Origin of the sequence: Duganella rhizosphaerae, from assembly GCF_040364205.1 — a bacterium.
Taxonomy (GTDB): Bacteria; Pseudomonadota; Gammaproteobacteria; order Burkholderiales; family Burkholderiaceae_D; genus Rugamonas; species Rugamonas rhizosphaerae.
In genome coordinates this window covers 78,013-96,754 of the sequence record NZ_BPWK01000009.1, presented here as the reverse complement: position 1 = coordinate 96,754, position 18,742 = coordinate 78,013, and the positions used below count along the sequence as shown (strand labels likewise).

Here is an 18,742-nt window from a genome sequence, read left to right as displayed (position 1 = left end):
CCGGGTGCAAGTTAGGAGGCAGCATGAGTCACTTTCTGGATCGCCTGAAGTTCTTCAATAAAACGGTATCGACCTTTTCCGACGGCCATGGCGCCGTCGTGCACGAGGACCGCACCTGGGAAAACGCCTACCGCCAGCGCTGGCAGCATGACAAGATCGTGCGCTCCACGCACGGCGTCAACTGCACCGGCTCCTGCAGCTGGAAAGTGTATGTGAAGAACGGGCTGATTACCTGGGAAACCCAGCAGACCGATTATCCGCGCACCCGTCCCGACCTGCCCAACCACGAGCCGCGCGGCTGCCCGCGCGGCGCCAGCTATTCGTGGTACGTGTATTCGGCGCAGCGCGTCAAGTACCCGATGGTGCGCGGCCGCCTGATGGAAATGTGGCGCGAGGCGCGCCTGACGATGGACCCGGTCACGGCCTGGGACTACATCAGCCAGAATCCCGAACGCGCCGCGCTGTACAAGTCGGTGCGCGGCCTGGGCGGCTTTGTGCGCGCCACCTGGGACGAAAGCAACGAGATGATCGCCGCCGCCAACGCGCTGACGATCAAGAAATACGGCCCGGACCGCATCGTCGGTTTCTCGCCGATTCCCGCCATGTCGATGGTCAGCTACGCGGCCGGCACGCGCTACCTGTCGCTGATCGGCGGCGTGGCGCTGAGCTTCTACGACTGGTATTGCGACTTGCCGCCGGCCAGCCCGCAGGTGTGGGGCGAACAGACCGACGTGCCGGAATCGGCCGACTGGTACAACTCGACCTACCTGATGGTGTGGGGCTCGAACGTGCCGATGACGCGCACGCCGGACGCCCACTTCTACACCGAGGTGCGCTACAAGGGCACCAAGACGGTGGCGGTGTCGTCCGACTTCGGCGAGATGGCCAAGTTCGGCGACATCTGGCTGGCGCCCAAGCAGGGCACCGACGCCGCGCTGGCGATGGCGATGGGCCACGTGATCCTGAAGGAATACCACACCAACAGCCAGTCCCAGTACTTCAAGGACTACGCCAAGCAGTACACCGATTTCCCGATGCTGGTGCTGCTGAAAGAACAGAACGGCACACTGGCGCCGGAATACTTCCTGCGCGCCTCCCACCTGGCCGACAACCTCGACGAAACCAACAACCCCGACTGGAAGACCCTGGTCATCGACGAAACCAGCGGCCGCATCGTCGCGCCGGCCGGTTCGATCGGCTTCCGCTGGGGCGAGGCCGGCAAATGGAACCTGGAAATGAAGGAGGGCGGCAACAACGCCCCGGTCGATCCGCAACTGTCGCTGATGGGCCGTAGCGACGAGGTGGTCGCGGTCGGCTTCCCTTACTTCGGCGGCAAGGACGCCAGCGACCTGCTGATGCGCAACGTGCCGGTCAAGCGCCTGACCTTGGCCGATGGCAGCAGCGTGCTGGTCGCCACCGTGTTCGACCTGACCTTGGCCAACTACGGCATCGACCGTGGCCTGGGCGGCGGCAACGTCGCCACCAGCTACGAGGACGACGTGCCCTACACCCCGGCGTGGCAGGTTAAGCACACCGGCGTCAAGGCCGCCGACGTCATCACCGTGGCCCGCCAGTTCGCCGAGAACGCCGACCAGACCCGTGGCAAGAGCATGGTCATCGTCGGCGCCGCGCTGAACCACTGGTACCACATGGACATGACCTATCGCGGCATCATCAACATGCTGATGATGTGCGGCTGCGTCGGCCAGTCGGGCGGCGGCTGGGCGCACTATGTGGGCCAGGAAAAGCTGCGTCCGCAAACCGGCTGGACGCCGCTGGCGTTCGCCCAGGACTGGAACCGTCCGATGCGCCAGATGAACGGCACCTCGTTCTTCTACGCCCACACCAGCCAGTGGCGCCACGAGAAACTGCACACCGAGGAAATCTCCTCGCCGACCGCCGGCCCCGACGTCGCGCCGATGACGCTGCTGGACTACAACGCCAAGGCCGAACGCATGGGCTGGCTGCCCTCGGCGCCGCAGCTGCAGACCAATCCGCTGGAGGTGACGCGCGCCGCCGCCGCCGCCGGCATGAGTGCGGTCGATTACGCGGTCGACCAGATCAAGAACAAGCAACTGGAGTTCTCCTGCGACGACCCGGACAACCCGGCCAACTTCCCGCGCAATATGTTCGTCTGGCGCTCCAATATCCTGGGCAGCTCGGGCAAGGGCCACGAATACTTCCTGAAGTATCTGCTGGGCACGCAGAACGCGCTGATGAGCAACGAGGACGACTGCATCAAGCCGCGCGACGTCAAGGTGCGCCCGGCCGCAGAAGGCAAGCTGGACCTGCTGGTGGTGCTGGACTTCCGCATGTCGACCACCTGCCTGTACGGCGACATCGTGCTGCCGACCGCCACCTGGTACGAGAAGGACGACCTGAACACGTCCGACATGCACCCCTTCATCCATCCATTGTCGGAAGCGGTGCAGCCGCTGTGGCAATCGCGTTCGGACTGGGAAATCTACAAGGGCATCGCCAAGAAGTTCGAGGAAATCGGCGGCGCCTACCTGGGCACGCAGCAGGATCTGGTGCTGACGCCGCTGATGCACGACACCCCCGGCGAGTTGGGCCAGCCGTTCGACCCGAAAGACTGGCGCGCCGGCGAATGCGAACCCATCCCCGGCAAGACGATGCCGAACTTCACCGTGGTCGAGCGCGACTACACGCAGATCTACCAGAAGTTCACCTCGATCGGCCCGTTGCTGGAAAAACTGGGCAACGGCGGCAAGGGCATAGGCTGGAAGACCGGCCATGAAGTCGAGGTACTGCGCGGCATCAACCGCACCGTGACCGCGCCCGGCGTGGCGCACGGCCAGCCACGGCTGGACACCGCCATCGACGCGGCCGAGATGATCCTGTCGCTGGCGCCGGAAACCAACGGCCACGTGGCGGTCAAGGCCTGGGAAGCGCTGTCGGTGATCACCGGCCGTGACCATACCCACCTGGCGCTGCCGCGCGAGCACGACAGCATCCGCTTCCGCGACGTGCAGGCGCAGCCGCGCAAGATCATCTCCTCGCCGACCTGGTCGGGCCTGGAGTCGGAAGAAGTCAGCTACAACGCCTGCTACACCAATGTGCACGAACTGATCCCTTGGCGCACGCTGACCGGCCGCCAGCAGTTCTACCAGGATCACCGCTGGATGCGCGATTTTGGCGAAGGCTTGTGCGTGTACAAGCCGGCCATCAACACCAAGACCACGGCCGCGATGCTGGGCGCGCAGCCGAACGGCAACAAGGAGCTGGCGCTGAACTTCATCACGCCGCACCAGAAGTGGGGCATCCACTCGACCTACTCGGACAACCTGCGCATGCTGACGCTGTCGCGCGGCGGTCCGCACGTGTGGCTGTCCGAGACCGACGCCAAGTCGGCCGGCATCGTCGACAACGACTGGATCGAGGTGTTCAACGTCAACGGCACGCTGACCGCGCGCGCCGTCGTCAGCCAGCGTGTGCCGGAGGGCATGACGATGATGTACCACGCCCAGGAAAAAATCATCAACGTGCCCGGCGCCGAGATGTCGGGCAAGCGCGGCGGCATCCACAACTCGGTGACGCGCGCCGTCACCAAACCGACCCACATGATAGGCGGCTACGCGCAGCTGTCGTGGGGCTTCAACTACTACGGCACGGTCGGCTCCAACCGCGATGAATTCGTGTTGGTGCGCAAGATGAACAAGGTCGACTGGCTGGAAGGTCCGTTGAAGGAACAAACTGGGAAGGAGAAGTTCGCATGAAAATTCGCGCACAAATCGGCATGGTGCTGAACCTGGACAAATGCATCGGCTGCCACACCTGCTCGGTCACCTGCAAGAACGTGTGGACCAGTCGCGATGGGGTCGAGTACGCCTGGTTCAACAACGTCGAGACCAAGCCCGGCATCGGCTATCCGAAGCACTGGGAAAACCAGGACAAGTGGAACGGCGGCTGGCGCCGCACCGACGCCGGCAAGATCGAGCCGCGCCAGGGCAGCCGCTTGAAGATCCTGGCGCAGATCTTCGCCAATCCCAACCTGCCGCAGATCGACGAGTACTACGAGCCGTTCACCTACGACTACGAGCGGCTGCAGAACGCGCCGCTGTCGGAAACGCCGCCGACCGCGCGGCCGATTTCTGTCCTGACCGGCAAGAAGATGGAGAAGATCGAGTGGGGTCCGAATTGGGAGGATGACCTGGGCGGCGAGTTCGCCCAGCGCAGCCAGGACACGCTGTTCAACAACATGCAGAAGGAAATGTACGGCACCTTCGAGAACACCTTCATGATGTATCTGCCGCGCCTGTGCGAGCATTGCCTCAATCCGACCTGCGTCGCCTCCTGCCCGTCGGGCTCGGTGTACAAGCGCGAGGACGACGGCATCGTGCTGATCGACCAGGACAAGTGCCGCGGTTGGCGCATGTGCATCTCCGGCTGCCCGTACAAGAAGATCTACTACAACTGGTCGTCCGGCAAGGCCGAGAAGTGCACCTTCTGCTACCCGCGCATCGAAGCGGGCCAGCCTACCGTATGCTCGGAAACCTGCGTCGGCCGTATCCGCTACCTCGGCGTGCTGCTGTACGACGCCGACAAGATCGAGCAGGCGGCCTCGGTGGCCGATCCGCGCGACCTGTATCCGTCGCAATTGGGCCTGTTCCTCGATCCGCACGATCCGGCCGTCATCGAAGAGGCGCGCCGCCAGGGCATCCCGGATTCGTGGCTGGAATCGGCCAAGCGTTCGCCGGTGTACAAGATGGCGGTCGAGTGGAAGGTGGCGTTCCCGCTGCATCCCGAGTACCGCACGCTGCCGATGGTGTGGTACATCCCGCCGCTGTCGCCGATCCAGGCCGCCGCCGAATCCGGCCGCATGGGCAAGAACGGCATCCTGCCGGACACCGCCAGCCTGCGCATTCCGGTGCAATACCTGGCCAACCTGCTGACGGCGGGCGACCAGCAGCCGGTGATCCGCGCGCTGGACCGCATGCTGGCCATGCGCGCCTACATGCGCAGCAAGCACGTGGCCGGCACGCCGGACTTCGATGTGCTGCAACAGGTCGGGCTGGAGCCGGAGATGGTGGAGGACATGTATCACATCATGGCCATCGCCAACTACGAGGACCGCTTCGTGATCCCGAGCAGCCACAAGGAAATGGCGGAGGACAGCTTCAACGAGAAGGGCAGTTGCGGCTTCAGCTTCGGCAACGGCTGTTCGGACGGCGTCAGCGACACCAGCCTGTTCGGCAAACGCAAGCACGGTTCGGAGATCTTCATGTCGATGCCGAAATCCCGGAAGAAAAAGGAGAACCTCGATGTCTGAGCTCGATATCACCGGCCAAGGCTATTGCATCCTGTCGGCCCTGCTGCAATACCCCGAGCCCGAGCTGCTGGCCGAACTACCGCAGCTGGAGCGCTACCTGCAGGATACGCAGCCGCGCTGGCATGGCGCGCTGACCGAGCTGCTGGCGCATCTGCGGCGCGGCGCGCTGATCGACCTGCAACAGCAGTACGTGATGACCTTCGACCGCAATCCGTCGCACTCGCTGCATCTGTTCGAGCACATCCACGGCGAATCGCGCGACCGCGGCCAGGCCATGGTGGACCTGCTGGCCGAGTACAGCAAGCACGGCCTGCAAATGGTCGGCAACGATTTGCCAGACTACGTGCCGCTGTTCCTGGAGTTCCTGTCGCAGCTGGATGCGGACGAGGCCGAGCGCATGCTGGGCGACGCCATCCACGTGCTGGCCTTCGTCGGCCGCAAGCTGCGCGCCAACGGCAGCCCGTACGCCTGCGTGTTCGACCTGTTGCAGACGCTGACGCCGGTACAGGCCGAGGAACTGAGCGAACCACCGGTGCGCGACATGGACGAGGCGCTGGAAACCTTCGGCCCCGGCGCCGACGGCATCGAACCGCTGCTGGCGCCGGTCATGGCCGGCGGCACCCATCCGGTGAATTTCTATCCCAAGGCGGCGGCGCCGCAGCGTCATTGAGGAGTATCACATGAACTATTTACATCAATTCATATTCGGCATCTACCCGTATATCGCGCTGGCGATCTTCCTGGTGGGCAGCCTGATCCGCTTCGACCGCGAGCAGTACAGCTGGAAGTCGGAATCGAGCCAGACGCTACACAACGGCATGCTGCGGTTGGGCAGCCCGCTGTTCCACATCGGTGTGCTGGGCCTGTTCTTCGGCCACATGGCCGGCCTGCTGACGCCTGTGTGGGTGTGGGATACGCTGGGCGTCACCCACGGCGCCAAGCAGCTGGTGGCGATGGTGGCCGGCGGCGTGATGGGCTCGCTTTGCCTGATCGGCCTGCTGATGCTGCTGGCGCGCCGCCTGGGCAACGAGCGGGTGCGCGCCCGCAGCACCTTCCGCGACAAGCTGGTGCTGGTGTGGCTGCTGGCCACCTTGCTGCTGGGCCTGACCTCGATCTTCGCCTCGGCCTCGCACATGGACGGCCACATGATGGTCCTCTTGATGACCTGGGCGCAGCACGTGGTCACCTTGCGCGGCGACGCCGCCGGCTTCATCGTCGATGCGCCGCTGGTGTTCAAGCTGCATCTGTTCATGGGCATGTCGCTGTTCGCGATCTTCCCGTTCACCCGCCTGGTGCATGTGTGGAGCGGCTTCGGCGCCGTCACCTACCTGAGCCGCGCTTATCAACTGGTGCGTTCGCGCTGAGGAGACGATCATGGGTATCGCAGTCAACGGCGTCGACATCGACGACGACGCCATCGCGGCGGAATTGCCGCACCAGGCGCACACGGACAACCCGCTGCGCCGGGCGGTGCACGAGGTGGTGCTGCGCACGGTGCTGCTGCAGGAAGCGGACCGGCTGAAGATTGCCGGCGCCGACGACGACCAACGCATCGAAGCCCTGTTTGCGCAGGAAGTCACGGTGCCGGACACGGACGAGGCCAGCTGCCGGCGCTATTACCAGAGCCAGCAGCAACGCTTCCGCAGCGGCGACCTGGTCGAGGCGCGCCACATCCTGTTCCAGGTGACGCCGGCGGCGCCGCTGGAGCTGCTGCGCCAGACGGCCGAGCTGATCCTGGCGGAGTTGCAGGCGCGGCCCGAGCGCTTCGAGGAGCTGGCGCGCCAGTACTCGAACTGTCCGTCGGGCGCGGTCGGCGGCAGCCTGGGGCAGGTGGCGCGCGGCCAGTGCGTGCCGGAGTTCGACGAGCTGCTGTTCCGCCTGCAAGCGGGCGAGCTGGCCGGGCGGCTGCTGGAAACCCGCTTCGGCTTGCATATCGTGCAAGCCCAGCGGCGCGTGAACGGCGCCGTGGTGCCGTTCGCCGCGGTGCAGGCGCAGATCGCCGACGAGCTGCGCCGCCAGTCCTGGCAGCGCGCCCTGCACCAGTACCTGCACATCCTGGTCGGCCGCGCCGACATCCAGGGCGTGGAACTGGACGGCGCGCAGTCGCCGCTGGTGCAGTAGGGGAGCGCTTTGACAAGGCGATAGCGGCCAGCTATTCTGGGTTCGACAATGAAGGAATAAATGAACTCGGCGCTGCCACTATTGCTCGGGACCGTAGATTCGTTGAGGGCCTTGCTGGATGCCGCGCGTCCTCTTCCGGCCTACACGGTCGCATCGCTGCGTGAAAAGCTTGCCCTTGACTGGACCTACCACTCCAACGCTATCGAGGGAAACACGCTGACCCTGCGTGAAACCAAGGTAGTGCTGGAGGGGATCACTGTCGGCGGAAAGTCGCTGCAGGAACATTTGGAGGCCGTCAATCACCGGGATGCGATCTTGTACGTGGATGAGATTGTTGCGCACAACGAGGTGCTTACCGAGTGGCAAATCAAGAACATCCACAGCCTGGTGCTGAAAGGCTTGGATAACGGCGAGGCCGGGCGATATCGCCGGGAGAACGTCGCTATTGCCGGCGCGAGCACGATGCCGCCGAGCCTCCTGCACTTGGACGACGAGATGCGCGCGCTGATCGCCTGGCATCAGCATGACGCCGGCGCGCACCCGGTCCGGCGCGCGGCCGGGTTGCACGCGCGGTTCGTAAAAATTCACCCCTTCGTCGACGGTAATGGCCGAACCGGCCGGCTTCTGCTGAACTTCGAATTGATGAAAGCGGGATACCCCCCGGCGGTGATCCGCAGGGAAGATCGTCTTGCCTACTTTGATGCGCTCGATATTGCCTGCACCAGCGGCGATGACGACGCCATCACGCAGCTCGTCGCCGAGGCGGTTGAGCGCTCCCTGAACCTCTACCTGAACCTGCTGCCGTAGCGCCGACTAGTCATTTCGAACTAGGACGGCTAAGCCGTCATGCGCAGTGGCAGGACGGCTCCCGGCCGCTACAATGGACTCACACTATCATGACAGGAGAGCGACGATGTTAAGCGACCGGTTTGGTCGATCGATCGACTATCTGCGGGTGTCGGTCACGGATCGCTGCGATCTGCGCTGTACCTATTGTATGCCCAAGGATTTCAAGGGTTATGAAGACCCGCCCGACTGGCTCAGCTTTGACGAGATCGAGCGGGTGGTGGCGGCCTTTGCCCGCCTGGGCACCACGCGCGTGCGCCTGACCGGCGGCGAGCCGCTGACCCGCCGCAACCTGCCGCAGCTGGCGACCCGCCTGTCCAGCCTGGAAGGGGTGCGCGACCTGTCGCTGTCGACTAACGGCACCCGGCTGGCGCGCCACGCCGAGGCGCTGGCCGCATCCGGCATCACCCGCGTCAACGTCAGCCTCGATACGCTGGACCGCGACTGCATGGCCGGCATCACCGGGCGCGACTGCCTGCCGGCGGTGCTGGACGGCTTGCAGGCCGCCAAGGCGGCGGGGCTGGCGCCGATCAAGATCAATATGGTGGCCATGCGCGGCGTCAACGACGCCGAGATCGAAGCCATGGCCGCCTTTTGTATTGAACAACATTTCGTGCTGCGCCTGATCGAAGTCATGCCCATGGGCGAGACCGGCCGCAACACGTCGTTTCTGGACCTGGCGCCGGTGCAGCAGCGGCTGGCCGAGAAATTCCAGCTGGTGCCGCAGGCGCTGGAGCTGGGCGGCGGGCCGGCGCGCTACTGGTCCACGGCCGACGGCAGCGCCAGCATCGGCTATATCACGCCGCTGTCGCAGCATTTCTGCGCCACCTGCAACCGGGTGCGGCTGGCGGTGGACGGCACCTTGTACCTGTGCCTGGGCCAGGAGCAACAATATCCGCTGGCGCCGCTGCTGCGCGGCGGCGCCAGCGACGCCGAACTGGAGCAGGCGATCCGCGCAGCCATCGAACTCAAGCCCCAGCAGCATGATTTTGGGCGGGAACCGACCAAGATCGTGCGTTTCATGTCGCAGACGGGCGGCTAGGTGGACGCGCTGCGCGTGTATACTCAGCCGTTGCCACAGATATCAGGAGCCGCCCCATGTTGAAGCCCGGACTGTTCGCCGGCTGGCAAAAGCTGTCGACCCGCATCGTCGGCGTGCTGCTGAGTTTTCTCGCCATCGCGCTGATCGTGATCGGCTCGACGCTGCTGCTGTCCTGGCAGCTGGAGGGCAGCGCCGCCGCCATCAACGTGGCCGGCAGCCTGCGCATGGATAGCTACCGCCTGGCGCTGCAGGCCGCGCAAGCCGATGACGGCGCCGCCGGCCGGCAGCAGGTCGGCGAGCAGCTGCGCCGCATGGAGCGCACGCTGGAGCTGCTGCGGCGCGGCGACCCGCAGCGGCCGCTGTTCCTGCCGCCGACCACGGCCATCCACGGCGCCTACGCCGAGGTGCTGCAGCACTGGCAGGCCGACCTGGCGCCGCCGGTGCGCGGCCTGCTGGTGGCGGGCGGGCGCGATGGCGCGCAAATCAAACTCATCCAGCAACGCAGCGAGCAGTTCGTGCAGCGCGTCGACCAGCTGGTGCACCGCATCGAGCGCGACAGCGAAAGCCGGACCTTCTGGCTGCGCGCCTCGCAACTGACCCTGCTGGCGCTGGCCCTGGTGGGCACGGTCAGCATCATCTACCTGCTGTTCGACATGATCGTGGCGCCGGTGACGCGGCTGCAGGGCGGCATCGAGCGCATGCGCGAGCAGGATTTCAGCGTGCGGCTGGAGGTCGACAGCAACGACGAATTCGGCCAGCTGACGAACGGCTTCAACCAGATGGCCGACAAGCTGCAGGATTCCTACAGCAACCTGGAGCAGCGGGTCCTGCTCAAGACCAGCGAACTGGAATTGCAGAACCGCGAACTGGCGCTGCTGTACGACGTCGCCTCATTCCTGCAGCAACCGCAGCCGGCCGAGCCGCTGTGCCAGGGCTTCCTGCAACGGATCAGTGAATATTTCCGCGCCGATGGCGGCTCGGTCCGCATCCTGGATCCGCTGCGCGGCAACCTGCACATGCTGGTGCACCAGGGAATCTCGGAGGCGCTGGTCGAGACCGAGCGCTGCCTGAAAGTGGGCGAGTGCCTGTGCGGCGAGGCGGTGGTCAGCAAGCTGGCGGTGATCCACGACCTGCGGCGGCGCGACGGCGGCCACACGCTGCAATGCCACCGCGAGGGTTTCGCGACGATTTCGATCTTCCACATTTTCGCGCAGCGCCAGCACATGGGCTTTTTCAACCTGCACTTCCGCACCGCCACCACGTTCACGGCGGCCCAGACGGCGCTGCTGGAAACGCTGGGCCAGCTGCTCGGCACGGCGATCGAGAACCAGCGCCTGCAGGGCCGCGACCGCGAGCTGGCCATTTCGGAAGAGCGCAACCTGGTCGCCCAAGGCCTGCACGACAGCATCGCCCAGGGTCTGAACTTCCTGAATTTGCAGGTGCAGATGCTGGAGCAGTCGCTGCAACGGCAACGCCTGGACGAGGTCGAGAGCATCGTGCCGGCCCTGCGCGCCGGCGTCGAGGAGAGCTACCAGGATGTGCGCGAGCTGCTGCACAACTTCCGCACCCGCCTGCAGGAGGGCAACCTGGTGACGTCGCTGGAGACGGTGGTCGACAAGTTCCGCCGACAGAGCGGCATCGCGGTCGATTTCACCGCTGATTCGGACGGCGCGCCGTTCCCGCGTGAGCACCAGCTGCAACTGCTGTTCATCGTGCAGGAGGCGCTGTCGAACGTGCGCAAGCACGCGTCGGCCAGTCAGGTCTGGGTCAGGCTGACGGACGACCAGGACTTCACGCTCAGCATCAAGGACAACGGCCACGGCTTCGACCCGGCGTCGCTGGAGACGCAGGGCGAGGCCCATGTCGGCGTCAACATCATGCGCGAGCGCGCCCAACGCATCGCCGCGCAGCTGCAACTGCGGTCGGCGCCGGGCGCCGGCGCCGAAGTGCTGCTGCGCCTTCCGCGCGCCCAGCGCCGCGCGGCTTAACCCTATCAAGAAAGGCTGGAGTCGATGGACAAGGAAGCTAGTACGATCAGCGTGTTGCTGGTAGACGATCACACGCTGTTTCGCAGCGGCATACGCTCGCTGCTGCAACGCCATCCGGAGTTTGTCGTGGTGGGCGAGGCGGCCGACGGTTTCGAGGGCGTCAAACGGGCGCAGCAGCTTAAGCCGCAGGTGATCCTGCTGGACCTGAACATGCCGGGCATGTCGGGGCTGGAAACGCTGGAACTGCTGCGCCAGGATTGCCCGGACAGCGCGGTGGTGATGCTGACCGTGTCGGAAGAGGCGGACGACCTGAGCGTGGCGCTGAAGTCGGGCGCCAGCGGCTATCTGCTGAAGAACATCGACACCGAATTCCTGGTGCGGGCGTTGCGCCGCGCCGCCGCCGGCGAGACCGTGCTGGCCGAGTCGATGACGGCCAAGCTGGTGGCGCAGTTGCAGTCCGGCGCGGTGCCGCCGGTGGCCTCGGAGCTCGACAAGCTGACCCCGCGCGAACGGGAAATCCTCGATTGCCTGGCGCGCGGCGAAAGCAACAAGGGCATCGCGCGCACGCTGGACCTGGCCGAAAGCACGGTCAAGATCCATGTGCAGAACGTGCTGAAAAAGCTCAAGCTGAGCAGCCGGGTGCAGGCCGCCGTGTACGCGGTCGAGCACCGCATGCACCACGGCGCCTGAGGCGCCGCGCAGCTCAGCCGCCGCAACAACCGCCGCAGCAGCCGCCGGCCGTGGCGGCGGGCGCTTCCGCCGCTTGCGCGCTGGCGGGATAGCCGGCCAGCGCCAGGGTGCGCATCAGCAGATGGGGCGAGGTGCGCGTTTCGTCGATGCGCGCACGCGCCAGGCGGTCGCGCAACGAGACGCGTACATCGCTGACGCCGTCGATTTCGGCCAGCAGGCGGGAGATGGTGTCGGCACAGGCTTCGCCGTCCATGCCATCGATGAGAAGTTCTGTTTGCATAGCGTTCCTTTTGATGTTGAGCCAAATTAAAACCACAGCGACAGCCTAAGCCAAAGCGTCGCGACGGGCGAAGGTGTTTTGGATTTTCTTGATCCAGGTTATGCGATACCGGTGCCAGGCTTCACGCCGCGCCATGCCGCGCCGACAATGGTGCGTACTCTTACAGGATGTAGATCATGAGCTTGCTTCAAATCGAAGAACCCGCCGGCACGACGTCCGCGTGGGACAGCAGCCACCCCTTGTGGGGACTGGGCTTCCGGCCTTTCTATCTGGCGGCGGCGGGGTTTGCCGCGCTGGCGATACCGTTGTGGATGCTGCGTTACCTGGGCTGGTGGAGCGGGGACACCGCAGCCTGGCTGCACGTGGGATTCAACTGGCATATGCACGAGATGGTGTTCGGCATGGCGGCGGCGGTGGTGGTCGGGTTTCTGTACACCGCCGCCTTCAACTGGACCGGCTCGTGGACGCCGGTGCGCGGCCGGCTGGCGGCGCTGGTGGCCCTGTGGCTGCTGGGCCGGCTGGCGATGCTGGCGGCGCCGCCGCTGGCCGCCGCCGCGATCGACTGGCTGTTCCTGCCGGCCGCGGCCTGGCCGTTGTGGCAGGTGCTGGAGAAATCCGGCAACAAGCGTAACTACTTCCTGGTCGGCCTGCTGGCGCTGATGGCGGCGGCCAACGGCGTGTTCCACGCCATCACGCTGGGCTGGTTGACGGCCTCGCCGATCGCGCCGGTGCAGGCGGCGATCCTGGTCATCGTGCTGATGGAGGCGGCGATCGGCACCCGCATCATTCCCATGTTCACCCGCAATGGCGCGCCGGGCAGCACGCCGCTGGTCCAGCCCAGGCTCGATCGCTGGTCGCTGGGCTTGATTGTCGGATTTGCGCTGGCCTGGACAGCAGGCGTGCCCGCCTGGCTGATCACGCCGCTTGGCGTGGCGGCGGCGGCGCTGGTGTTGTTGCGCCTGTGGCGCTGGCAGGCGCTGCGCACCGGCAGCTATCCGCTGCTGTGGATCATGCACCTGTCGTATGCGTGGATCGCCGCCGGGCTGTTGTTGCTGGTGCTGGCGCGCTGGCAAATGGTCAGCGCCAGCGCCGGCTTCCACGCGTTGACGGTGGGCTCGATGGCCGGCCTGATCCTGGGCATGATGACGCGCACCACGCTGGGCCACACCGGCCGCCCGCTGCGCGCGGGCAAAATGGAAACGGCGATGTTCGGCCTGATCCAGCTGAGCGCCCTGAGCCGCGTGCTGTCGGCGCTCGGCTGGGACGGCGGCCCGGCGCTGCTGGCGCTCAGCGCGCTGTGCTGGACCGGCGCGTTTTGCCTGTACGTCCATGTGTATGCGCCTTACCTGGCCAACCGCCGCGTGGACGGCAAGCCGGGCTAAGGCGCTGCGCCGCGTTCCTCGCCGAGTGCCTGGCTGATGTAACGGTTGATGGCGCCGCTGGACTTCATCCTGGCCACGATTTCCGCCAGGCGCGGCACCAGCGCCGCATGCCGCTTGTGCAGATAGATGTAGACCGGCGTGTCCTGCACCAGGCCGGCGTTGTAGACATCGCCGTAGCGGTTTTGCAGCCTGGCCAGTTGAAGCTCTCCAAACTCTTCCAGGTCGACAAAGATGTCGGTACGGCCGAGCGCGACGTTTTGCAAGCCAAGCTGGCTGTCGACCACCGAGGAAATTTGCCGCGCAGGCAAGATCTGTTCGAGCTGCGTCTTGAAGGTGGTGTAGCCGCTGCGGTACTGCACCCGGTACGAGGTGCCTTTCAGGCTATCCCAGCCGCTTATCTTCAAACCCGGTATGCGGGTGAAGGCCGTCACCCGGAATGACAGCAGTGCTTCGCCCACCCGGATCAGATTCGGGTGATTGTCGCCGTAGGCATACGCCCGGCCGACTTCGCCGTCGATCTTGCCGGCCCCGGCCTCAAGCGCGCCACGCAAGGGCGGATAGAGGCGCACGTCGACATCCTTGCCCAGTTGATCGAAAGCGTCCGTGCAAATCAGCGTCAGTACGCGCGGGGCGTAGTTGGTTTCCCTGGGGTAGGGATGGGCAAGCAGTATCGTTTCGCGCGCGCTGGCGACATACGCCTGCATCAGGCCCAGGCAAAGCATCAATATGGCTGCAGATCTCACGGTCGGTCCTGTCTCGGGACATTGAAGGCGTGCATTGCCCTCATTCTACTCCCGCTTGATTGCCATGGCGAAGCCGCTCGAAGTTGGTGAAACCGTGCGCGCCGGCGTGCGTATAAACGGTATATCTCAATTTTACCGAGGCGCCGGCTTGGCCGCCGGCGATGCATATGACCTGCACCACGCATCCCTCAAAAGAAACCGTCCGCGCCTATCTGGCGCGGCGCGCGCAGGCGACGCCGGAGCCACCACCGTCGCCGGAGGAAATCCGCCGCCAGCTGGGCTGGTATTTGATACCGCCGGGGCGGCCGGGTCAGCGGAACACCAGCACCGGTATGGTCGCATGGGCCAGCACCCGCTGCGTCTGACTGCCGAGCAGCAGCCGTTGCTGGCCGCCGTGCCCGTGCGTGGCATATGGTCTTGAACATGAATGCTTTCCGCCGTGAGGGCATGGTGGTGGGCTGCACCTCGCCGCGAACAATTGCTGGATTTTTTGATTTGGGTCAGAAGCCGCTAGTGCTTTTATGGGCCGGGACCACTATTGTTGTTGCATGACACGGAGGAGTTATCATGCGCAACGTAAGAAGCTGGATCCTGATACTGACCCTGGGCTGCCAGGCCGCTGCGATGGCGGGCGACCTGGCCCAGCGCACGCCGCAAGGCCTGGACTACCTGAGCGGCGGCGTGGGCGAGGACGAGCGGCAGGCCATGCTGGCGGTCCGCGACGACTACAATCTGCGGATGACGTTTGCCACCCGGATCAGCGGCGAGTACCTGGCCGACGTCGCGCTGACCGTGTTCGACCGGACCGGCACACCGGTGGCGACGGCGACTTCGGACGGCCCCTGGTGCTATCTGAAACTGGACCCCGGCAGCTATCGGGTGGTGGCCACGATGCATGGCACGGAATTGCAGCAGACGGTGGTGATCAAGCCGAACGGCGCGCGCGAGCTGTATTTTTATTGGGACCCGCGATGAGCACCGCCAGCCACGGCGGCCTGCCGGCGCCGCAATCGATCGCCCCGAGCGCTGGCGCTTGACCGCGGATTCTTGCCGTTGAGCAGCCGGCTCATTCGGCGCGCTGCGGCGGCGTGGCGCAATCGTTGCCCTCGCATTGCAGGCCGCCGCCGGAATAGCGATTGCGCGGATTCCACAGCATCCAGCCGCTGGCCTGGGCCGCCGCCGCGCCGTCGATCTGCGCCTGCACCTCGGCGGCGCCGAACGGCCGGTGGTCGAACGCATAGTCGCTGAAGCCCTGCAGCCAGGGCCGGAAGCGGGCGCCGTCCAGGCCGGTGCGCTGCCTGGCGCGCTGCAAGGAGCGGTACACGATGTCGTAGGGATGCTCGAGCGGATTGCGGTAGTTCGGGATGCCCCACTTGAAGCCGGACGGATACAGCATCGGGCAGAGATAGTCGAGCGACTCGGTCAGGCGCTCGAGCTGCTGGCCGATCGCGGTGTCGTCGGTATTCCACAGCACGTAGCCGAAGATGTCGGCGGCGACGAACACATTGTAGGGCGCCAGGCGCTGGCGCGCCGCGCCGAGGAAGCCGCTGACCGCGTCGACCCGGCTGGCCTGGGTGCTGGGCTGGGCGTACTGCACGCCGGGCGCGTCCGGAAAACGCACATAGTCGAACTGGATTTCGTCAAAGCCCAGCCGGGCTGCCTCTTCGGCGATGTCGAGGTTGTACTGCCACACCTCCTGGCGCATGGGATCGACCCAGGACAGCTGCTCGCCGTCGCGCCACAGCTCTCCCTGACGATTCTTCAGCGCCAGCTCGGGCCGGGCATTGGCCAGCGGATCGTCCTTGAACACGACGATCCTGGCGATCAAATAAATGTTCCTCTGGCGCAGCTGCGCGATCAGCGCCGGCATGTCCCTGACGGTGCGTACTTTCTGGGCGCCGATGCGCTCGGCCAGCGCGACGGTGCTGGCATAGGGAATCATGCCGCGGTCGCTCTTGACGTCGATCACCAGCGCGTTCAGCTCGGTCTGTTCGACCAGCGCCAGCGCGGCCTCGCGCAGCGCGTCGCTGCCGACGCCGTAGGCCGACAGGTACAGGGCCTTGGCCTGGAACGGCTTGAGTTCCAGCCGCAGCGGGGCGCCGTCGGCGGGGGCGGCGAACTGCCGGCGCGCGTAGCCGGCCGCCCGCGCCGCCACGCTGGGGCCGGACGCCACCAGATGGAAGCGTCCGGCCGCGTCCGACTGCGTGCTGGCGCCGCCGGACGTGATCGTGGCGCCGGCGATCGCGCCGTGGCCGGCCTGGCTGTAGACCACGCCGTCGATGGCCGGCGCCGGCGGCAGCGCCAGGGCGAGGGTGGTGGCAAGCAGCAACTGGCGCATAGGGGACGGTTCCAGGCAGTGGTCGGTGGGTTTGCGGGGCAGGCGCCGCCTGCTTCAGGTCGGACCCGCATGTCGACTGTAGCGGCAGACACTGTAGCGGCACAGGCGGCTGCTTGATCCACATCAAAATCACGCTCAATTTCGGCGCCTGCGCGCTGGCTGGACATCGCCCGGCGCCTATTTTTGGGACCCCTTTGACTTGTATCAAAATTCCGCACTGACCCTGCCGCGGTTCGTTGCTACAGTGTTGAGGGAAGCAAGGCGCGGCCGCCGGCGCGCCCCCTTCAATGCACCGGCTACTCTGACCCGCACAGGAAAACATCATGTTCAAACATTTCTTGATTCCGACCGATGGCTCGGCCATTTCCAGCGCCATCATGCGTCCATGCATCCAGTTCGCCAAGGACTGCGGGGCCAGCATCACGGCCGTGCATGTGATCCCCGAATTCCATGTCTTGACCTACCAGGTCGAAATGCTGGAGGCCACGCGTGAACAGTTTCAGCAGGACAGCATCGCCCATGCCCAGCGCTATCTGGCGGAAATCGATCGGTGCGCGCGTGAGCTGGGGGTGCCGTGCACGACCTTGACGCTGCATCACCAGCAGCCGTATGAGGCCATCATCGAGTCCGCGCGCGAGCAGGGCTGCGACCTGATCTGCATGGCCTCGCACGGCCGCCGCGGCGTCAAGGGCATGTTGCTGGGCAGTGAAACGCAGAAGGTGCTGACCCACAGCCAGATCCCGGTGCTGGTGTTCCGCTGAGCGGGCGCGCGCTTCAGAGGTAGGCCAGCAGCGCAGGCAGGCTGGCCGCCAGCAGTATCAGCAGCAAGCCGCCGCCGACCCGCCGCAGGAAGGGCCGTCCCCCGGCCGCTGCCGCCGCCAGTTTGCTGGCGGTGTTGGCCGCCAGCGCGAACAGCAGGATGTGCCGTGTGGCCTGCGGCGTCAGCACGCCGCTGCCGGCCAGCGACAGGATGGAGCTGGCCGCGGCGTGCACGTCCACCAATCCCACCAGTAAGGCGCCCAGTGTGGCCGCCGCCGTGCCCAGGTAGGCGTTGGCGTAGGCCATCAGCGCGGTGGCGCCGCTCAGGATCAGCGCGAACAGCAGCGCCTGCCGCAGGCTGAACACGCGGCCGCCGCGCACGGCGGGGGCGGCCGGCGCGGGCGCCGCATGCATCAGCGCGGCCGACACCAGCAGCGTGGCCAGCAGCGCGCAGCCGAGGGTGGGCGCGAGCGGCAGCAACTGGCCCGGCGCGATGGTCAGCGTGACGACCACCAGCAGCAAATAGGTGGCCACGTTCGACAGCAGCGCGCCGGCCGCGCACGCGCCCAGCAGCGCCGGCTCGCGCCGGCAGCGCTGCCCCATGGCGGCGGTGGCGGCGACGCTGGAGACGAAGCCCGAGGCCAGCCCCATCAGGGCCAGGCCCATGCGCGGGCCGGCCAGCCGCAGGGCGATATGGGCGCCGGCCTGGAGCGTCATCAGCAACACCGCCAGGCCCCACATGCGGCGCGGGTTGACGCCCAGCAGCCAGCTGTTGGCGGCGTCCGGCAGCAGCGGCCAGATCACCAGCGCGGCGCCGGCCAGGATCAGGCCGTCGCGCAGCTCGCCGCTTTTGAGCGTGACGCGGATGAAGTGGTGCAGCGGCGCGCGCAGGTTCAGCATGGTGGCCACCAGCACCGCCAGGCCTGCCGACAGGGCCGGATTGGCGACCGCGTTCACGCCCAGCAGAAAACTGAGGAACAGCGCCAGTTCGGTGACCATGCCGGCTTCGTCGGCGCTGGCGCGGTAGTAGCTGATGACGCAGAACGATGCCACCAGCAGCGCCGCCATCAAGCTCAGCCTGAGGTCGATGAGCTGGGCCAGCGCGCCGCACAGCGCCACCAGCGCGAAGCTGCGCACGCCGGCCAGCGCATGGCCGCTGCTGCCACCCTTGCGCCGCTCGCGCTCGATGCCGATCAGCGTGCCGCTGCCGAGGGCGGCGGCCAGTCCGATCACGTGGACGCTGAGGCTCATGGCCGCTCTCCG

General features: G+C 66.1%; 16 protein-coding genes and 1 pseudogene. 12 read left to right on the top strand and 5 right to left on the bottom strand.

The genetic code is table 11. The features are described from left to right. Nucleotides 1-23: 23 nt before the first annotated feature. From RUGAMON1_RS19905 to RUGAMON1_RS19865, 9 genes are all read left to right on the top strand, one after another. On the top strand, nucleotides 24-3,737 hold the full coding sequence (locus RUGAMON1_RS19905) for a nitrate reductase subunit alpha (protein WP_445232160.1): 3,714 nt from the start codon (nucleotides 24-26) through the stop codon (nucleotides 3,735-3,737). Continuing rightward, nucleotides 3,734-5,290 carry a nitrate reductase subunit beta gene (gene narH, locus RUGAMON1_RS19900; RefSeq protein WP_445232159.1) on the top strand — a complete coding sequence of 519 codons (1,557 nt, stop codon included), beginning with the start codon at nucleotides 3,734-3,736 and terminating at the stop codon, nucleotides 5,288-5,290. The genes RUGAMON1_RS19905 and narH overlap by 4 nt, the downstream gene beginning before the upstream one ends. Continuing rightward, nucleotides 5,283-5,960, top strand: a complete 678-nt coding sequence (narJ, locus tag RUGAMON1_RS19895; RefSeq protein ID WP_445232158.1) for a nitrate reductase molybdenum cofactor assembly chaperone — start codon at nucleotides 5,283-5,285, stop codon at nucleotides 5,958-5,960. Before narH ends, narJ begins: the two co-directional genes overlap by 8 nt. Before the next feature lie 10 nt (nucleotides 5,961-5,970). Further along, complete coding sequence (gene narI, locus RUGAMON1_RS19890) at nucleotides 5,971-6,654, top strand: respiratory nitrate reductase subunit gamma (protein WP_445232157.1); 684 nt, start codon at nucleotides 5,971-5,973, stop codon at nucleotides 6,652-6,654. A 10-nt stretch (nucleotides 6,655-6,664) separates the two neighbouring features. Beyond that, nucleotides 6,665-7,411, top strand: a complete 747-nt coding sequence (locus RUGAMON1_RS19885) for a peptidylprolyl isomerase (protein ID WP_445232156.1) — start codon at nucleotides 6,665-6,667, stop codon at nucleotides 7,409-7,411. A gap of 60 nt (nucleotides 7,412-7,471) precedes the next feature. Further along, nucleotides 7,472-8,218 carry a Fic family protein gene (locus RUGAMON1_RS19880; protein WP_445232155.1) on the top strand — a complete coding sequence of 249 codons (747 nt, stop codon included), beginning with the start codon at nucleotides 7,472-7,474 and terminating at the stop codon, nucleotides 8,216-8,218. A 106-nt stretch (nucleotides 8,219-8,324) separates the two neighbouring features. Next, a complete protein-coding gene (gene moaA, locus RUGAMON1_RS19875; RefSeq protein ID WP_445232154.1) occupies nucleotides 8,325-9,299 on the top strand; it encodes a GTP 3',8-cyclase MoaA in 975 nt (324 codons plus the stop codon). 56 nt (nucleotides 9,300-9,355) lie between these two features. After that, nucleotides 9,356-11,287 (top strand): type IV pili methyl-accepting chemotaxis transducer N-terminal domain-containing protein, encoded by a 1,932-nt coding sequence (locus RUGAMON1_RS19870; protein ID WP_445232153.1) that lies wholly within the window; start codon nucleotides 9,356-9,358, stop codon nucleotides 11,285-11,287. A 24-nt stretch (nucleotides 11,288-11,311) separates the two neighbouring features. Then, complete coding sequence (locus RUGAMON1_RS19865) at nucleotides 11,312-11,977, top strand: response regulator (protein ID WP_445232152.1); 666 nt, start codon at nucleotides 11,312-11,314, stop codon at nucleotides 11,975-11,977. Between the two features lie 13 nt (nucleotides 11,978-11,990). Here RUGAMON1_RS19865 and RUGAMON1_RS19860 read toward each other — a convergent pair whose 3' ends face one another. Then, on the bottom strand, nucleotides 11,991-12,257 hold the full coding sequence (locus tag RUGAMON1_RS19860; protein ID WP_445232151.1) for a heavy-metal-associated domain-containing protein: 267 nt from the start codon (nucleotides 12,255-12,257) through the stop codon (nucleotides 11,991-11,993). 176 nt (nucleotides 12,258-12,433) lie between these two features. Here RUGAMON1_RS19860 and RUGAMON1_RS19855 point away from each other — a divergent pair, with 176 nt between their 5' ends. Continuing rightward, a complete protein-coding gene (locus RUGAMON1_RS19855) occupies nucleotides 12,434-13,639 on the top strand; it encodes an NnrS family protein (RefSeq protein WP_445232150.1) in 1,206 nt (401 codons plus the stop codon). On the opposite strand, the gene RUGAMON1_RS19850 is transcribed toward RUGAMON1_RS19855, so the two are convergent. Both RUGAMON1_RS19850 and RUGAMON1_RS19845 read right to left on the bottom strand, forming a co-directional pair. Further along, the gene (locus tag RUGAMON1_RS19850; protein WP_445232149.1) at nucleotides 13,636-14,382 is read right to left on the bottom strand and encodes a substrate-binding periplasmic protein; all 747 of its coding nucleotides are present in this window, start codon (nucleotides 14,380-14,382) and stop codon (nucleotides 13,636-13,638) included. The genes RUGAMON1_RS19855 and RUGAMON1_RS19850 overlap by 4 nt on opposite strands. Before the next feature lie 310 nt (nucleotides 14,383-14,692). Continuing rightward, nucleotides 14,693-14,791, bottom strand: a pseudogene (locus RUGAMON1_RS19845) (universal stress protein); the annotation flags it as partial. Between the two features lie 158 nt (nucleotides 14,792-14,949). Here RUGAMON1_RS19845 and RUGAMON1_RS19840 point away from each other — a divergent pair. Next, nucleotides 14,950-15,357, top strand: a complete 408-nt coding sequence (locus tag RUGAMON1_RS19840; protein ID WP_445232148.1) for a carboxypeptidase regulatory-like domain-containing protein — start codon at nucleotides 14,950-14,952, stop codon at nucleotides 15,355-15,357. A 91-nt stretch (nucleotides 15,358-15,448) separates the two neighbouring features. Here the strand turns inward: RUGAMON1_RS19840 and RUGAMON1_RS19835 are convergent, their stop codons facing one another. After that, the gene (locus RUGAMON1_RS19835; RefSeq protein WP_445232147.1) at nucleotides 15,449-16,720 is read right to left on the bottom strand and encodes a putative glycoside hydrolase; all 1,272 of its coding nucleotides are present in this window, start codon (nucleotides 16,718-16,720) and stop codon (nucleotides 15,449-15,451) included. A 323-nt stretch (nucleotides 16,721-17,043) separates the two neighbouring features. Between RUGAMON1_RS19835 and RUGAMON1_RS19830 the strand changes: the two genes are divergently transcribed. Then, nucleotides 17,044-17,481 (top strand): universal stress protein, encoded by a 438-nt coding sequence (locus RUGAMON1_RS19830; protein WP_445232146.1) that lies wholly within the window; start codon nucleotides 17,044-17,046, stop codon nucleotides 17,479-17,481. A gap of 13 nt (nucleotides 17,482-17,494) precedes the next feature. Here the strand turns inward: RUGAMON1_RS19830 and RUGAMON1_RS19825 are convergent, their stop codons facing one another. Then, a complete protein-coding gene (locus RUGAMON1_RS19825; protein ID WP_445232145.1) occupies nucleotides 17,495-18,730 on the bottom strand; it encodes an MgtC/SapB family protein in 1,236 nt (411 codons plus the stop codon). Between the last annotated feature and the right edge of the window lie 12 nt (nucleotides 18,731-18,742).

Bases quoted from the DNA above. Each gene is read 5' to 3' on its own strand.
- RUGAMON1_RS19865 (WP_445232152.1), top strand. From the start codon at position 11,312: ATGGACAAGGAAGCTAGTACGATCAGCGTGTTGCTGGTAGACGATCAC.
- RUGAMON1_RS19870 (WP_445232153.1), top strand. From the start codon at position 9,356: ATGTTGAAGCCCGGACTGTTCGCCGGCTGGCAAAAGCTGTCGACCCGC.
- RUGAMON1_RS19835 (WP_445232147.1), bottom strand. From the start codon at position 16,720: ATGCGCCAGTTGCTGCTTGCCACCACCCTCGCCCTGGCGCTGCCGCCG.
- narI (WP_445232157.1), top strand. From the start codon at position 5,971: ATGAACTATTTACATCAATTCATATTCGGCATCTACCCGTATATCGCG.
- RUGAMON1_RS19825 (WP_445232145.1), bottom strand. From the start codon at position 18,730: ATGAGCCTCAGCGTCCACGTGATCGGACTGGCCGCCGCCCTCGGCAGC.
- RUGAMON1_RS19860 (WP_445232151.1), bottom strand. From the start codon at position 12,257: ATGCAAACAGAACTTCTCATCGATGGCATGGACGGCGAAGCCTGTGCC.
- narJ (WP_445232158.1), top strand. From the start codon at position 5,283: ATGTCTGAGCTCGATATCACCGGCCAAGGCTATTGCATCCTGTCGGCC.
- RUGAMON1_RS19880 (WP_445232155.1), top strand. From the start codon at position 7,472: ATGAACTCGGCGCTGCCACTATTGCTCGGGACCGTAGATTCGTTGAGG.
- RUGAMON1_RS19830 (WP_445232146.1), top strand. From the start codon at position 17,044: ATGTTCAAACATTTCTTGATTCCGACCGATGGCTCGGCCATTTCCAGC.
- RUGAMON1_RS19905 (WP_445232160.1), top strand. From the start codon at position 24: ATGAGTCACTTTCTGGATCGCCTGAAGTTCTTCAATAAAACGGTATCG.
- RUGAMON1_RS19840 (WP_445232148.1), top strand. From the start codon at position 14,950: ATGCGCAACGTAAGAAGCTGGATCCTGATACTGACCCTGGGCTGCCAG.
- RUGAMON1_RS19885 (WP_445232156.1), top strand. From the start codon at position 6,665: ATGGGTATCGCAGTCAACGGCGTCGACATCGACGACGACGCCATCGCG.
- narH (WP_445232159.1), top strand. From the start codon at position 3,734: ATGAAAATTCGCGCACAAATCGGCATGGTGCTGAACCTGGACAAATGC.
- moaA (WP_445232154.1), top strand. From the start codon at position 8,325: ATGTTAAGCGACCGGTTTGGTCGATCGATCGACTATCTGCGGGTGTCG.
- RUGAMON1_RS19855 (WP_445232150.1), top strand. From the start codon at position 12,434: ATGAGCTTGCTTCAAATCGAAGAACCCGCCGGCACGACGTCCGCGTGG.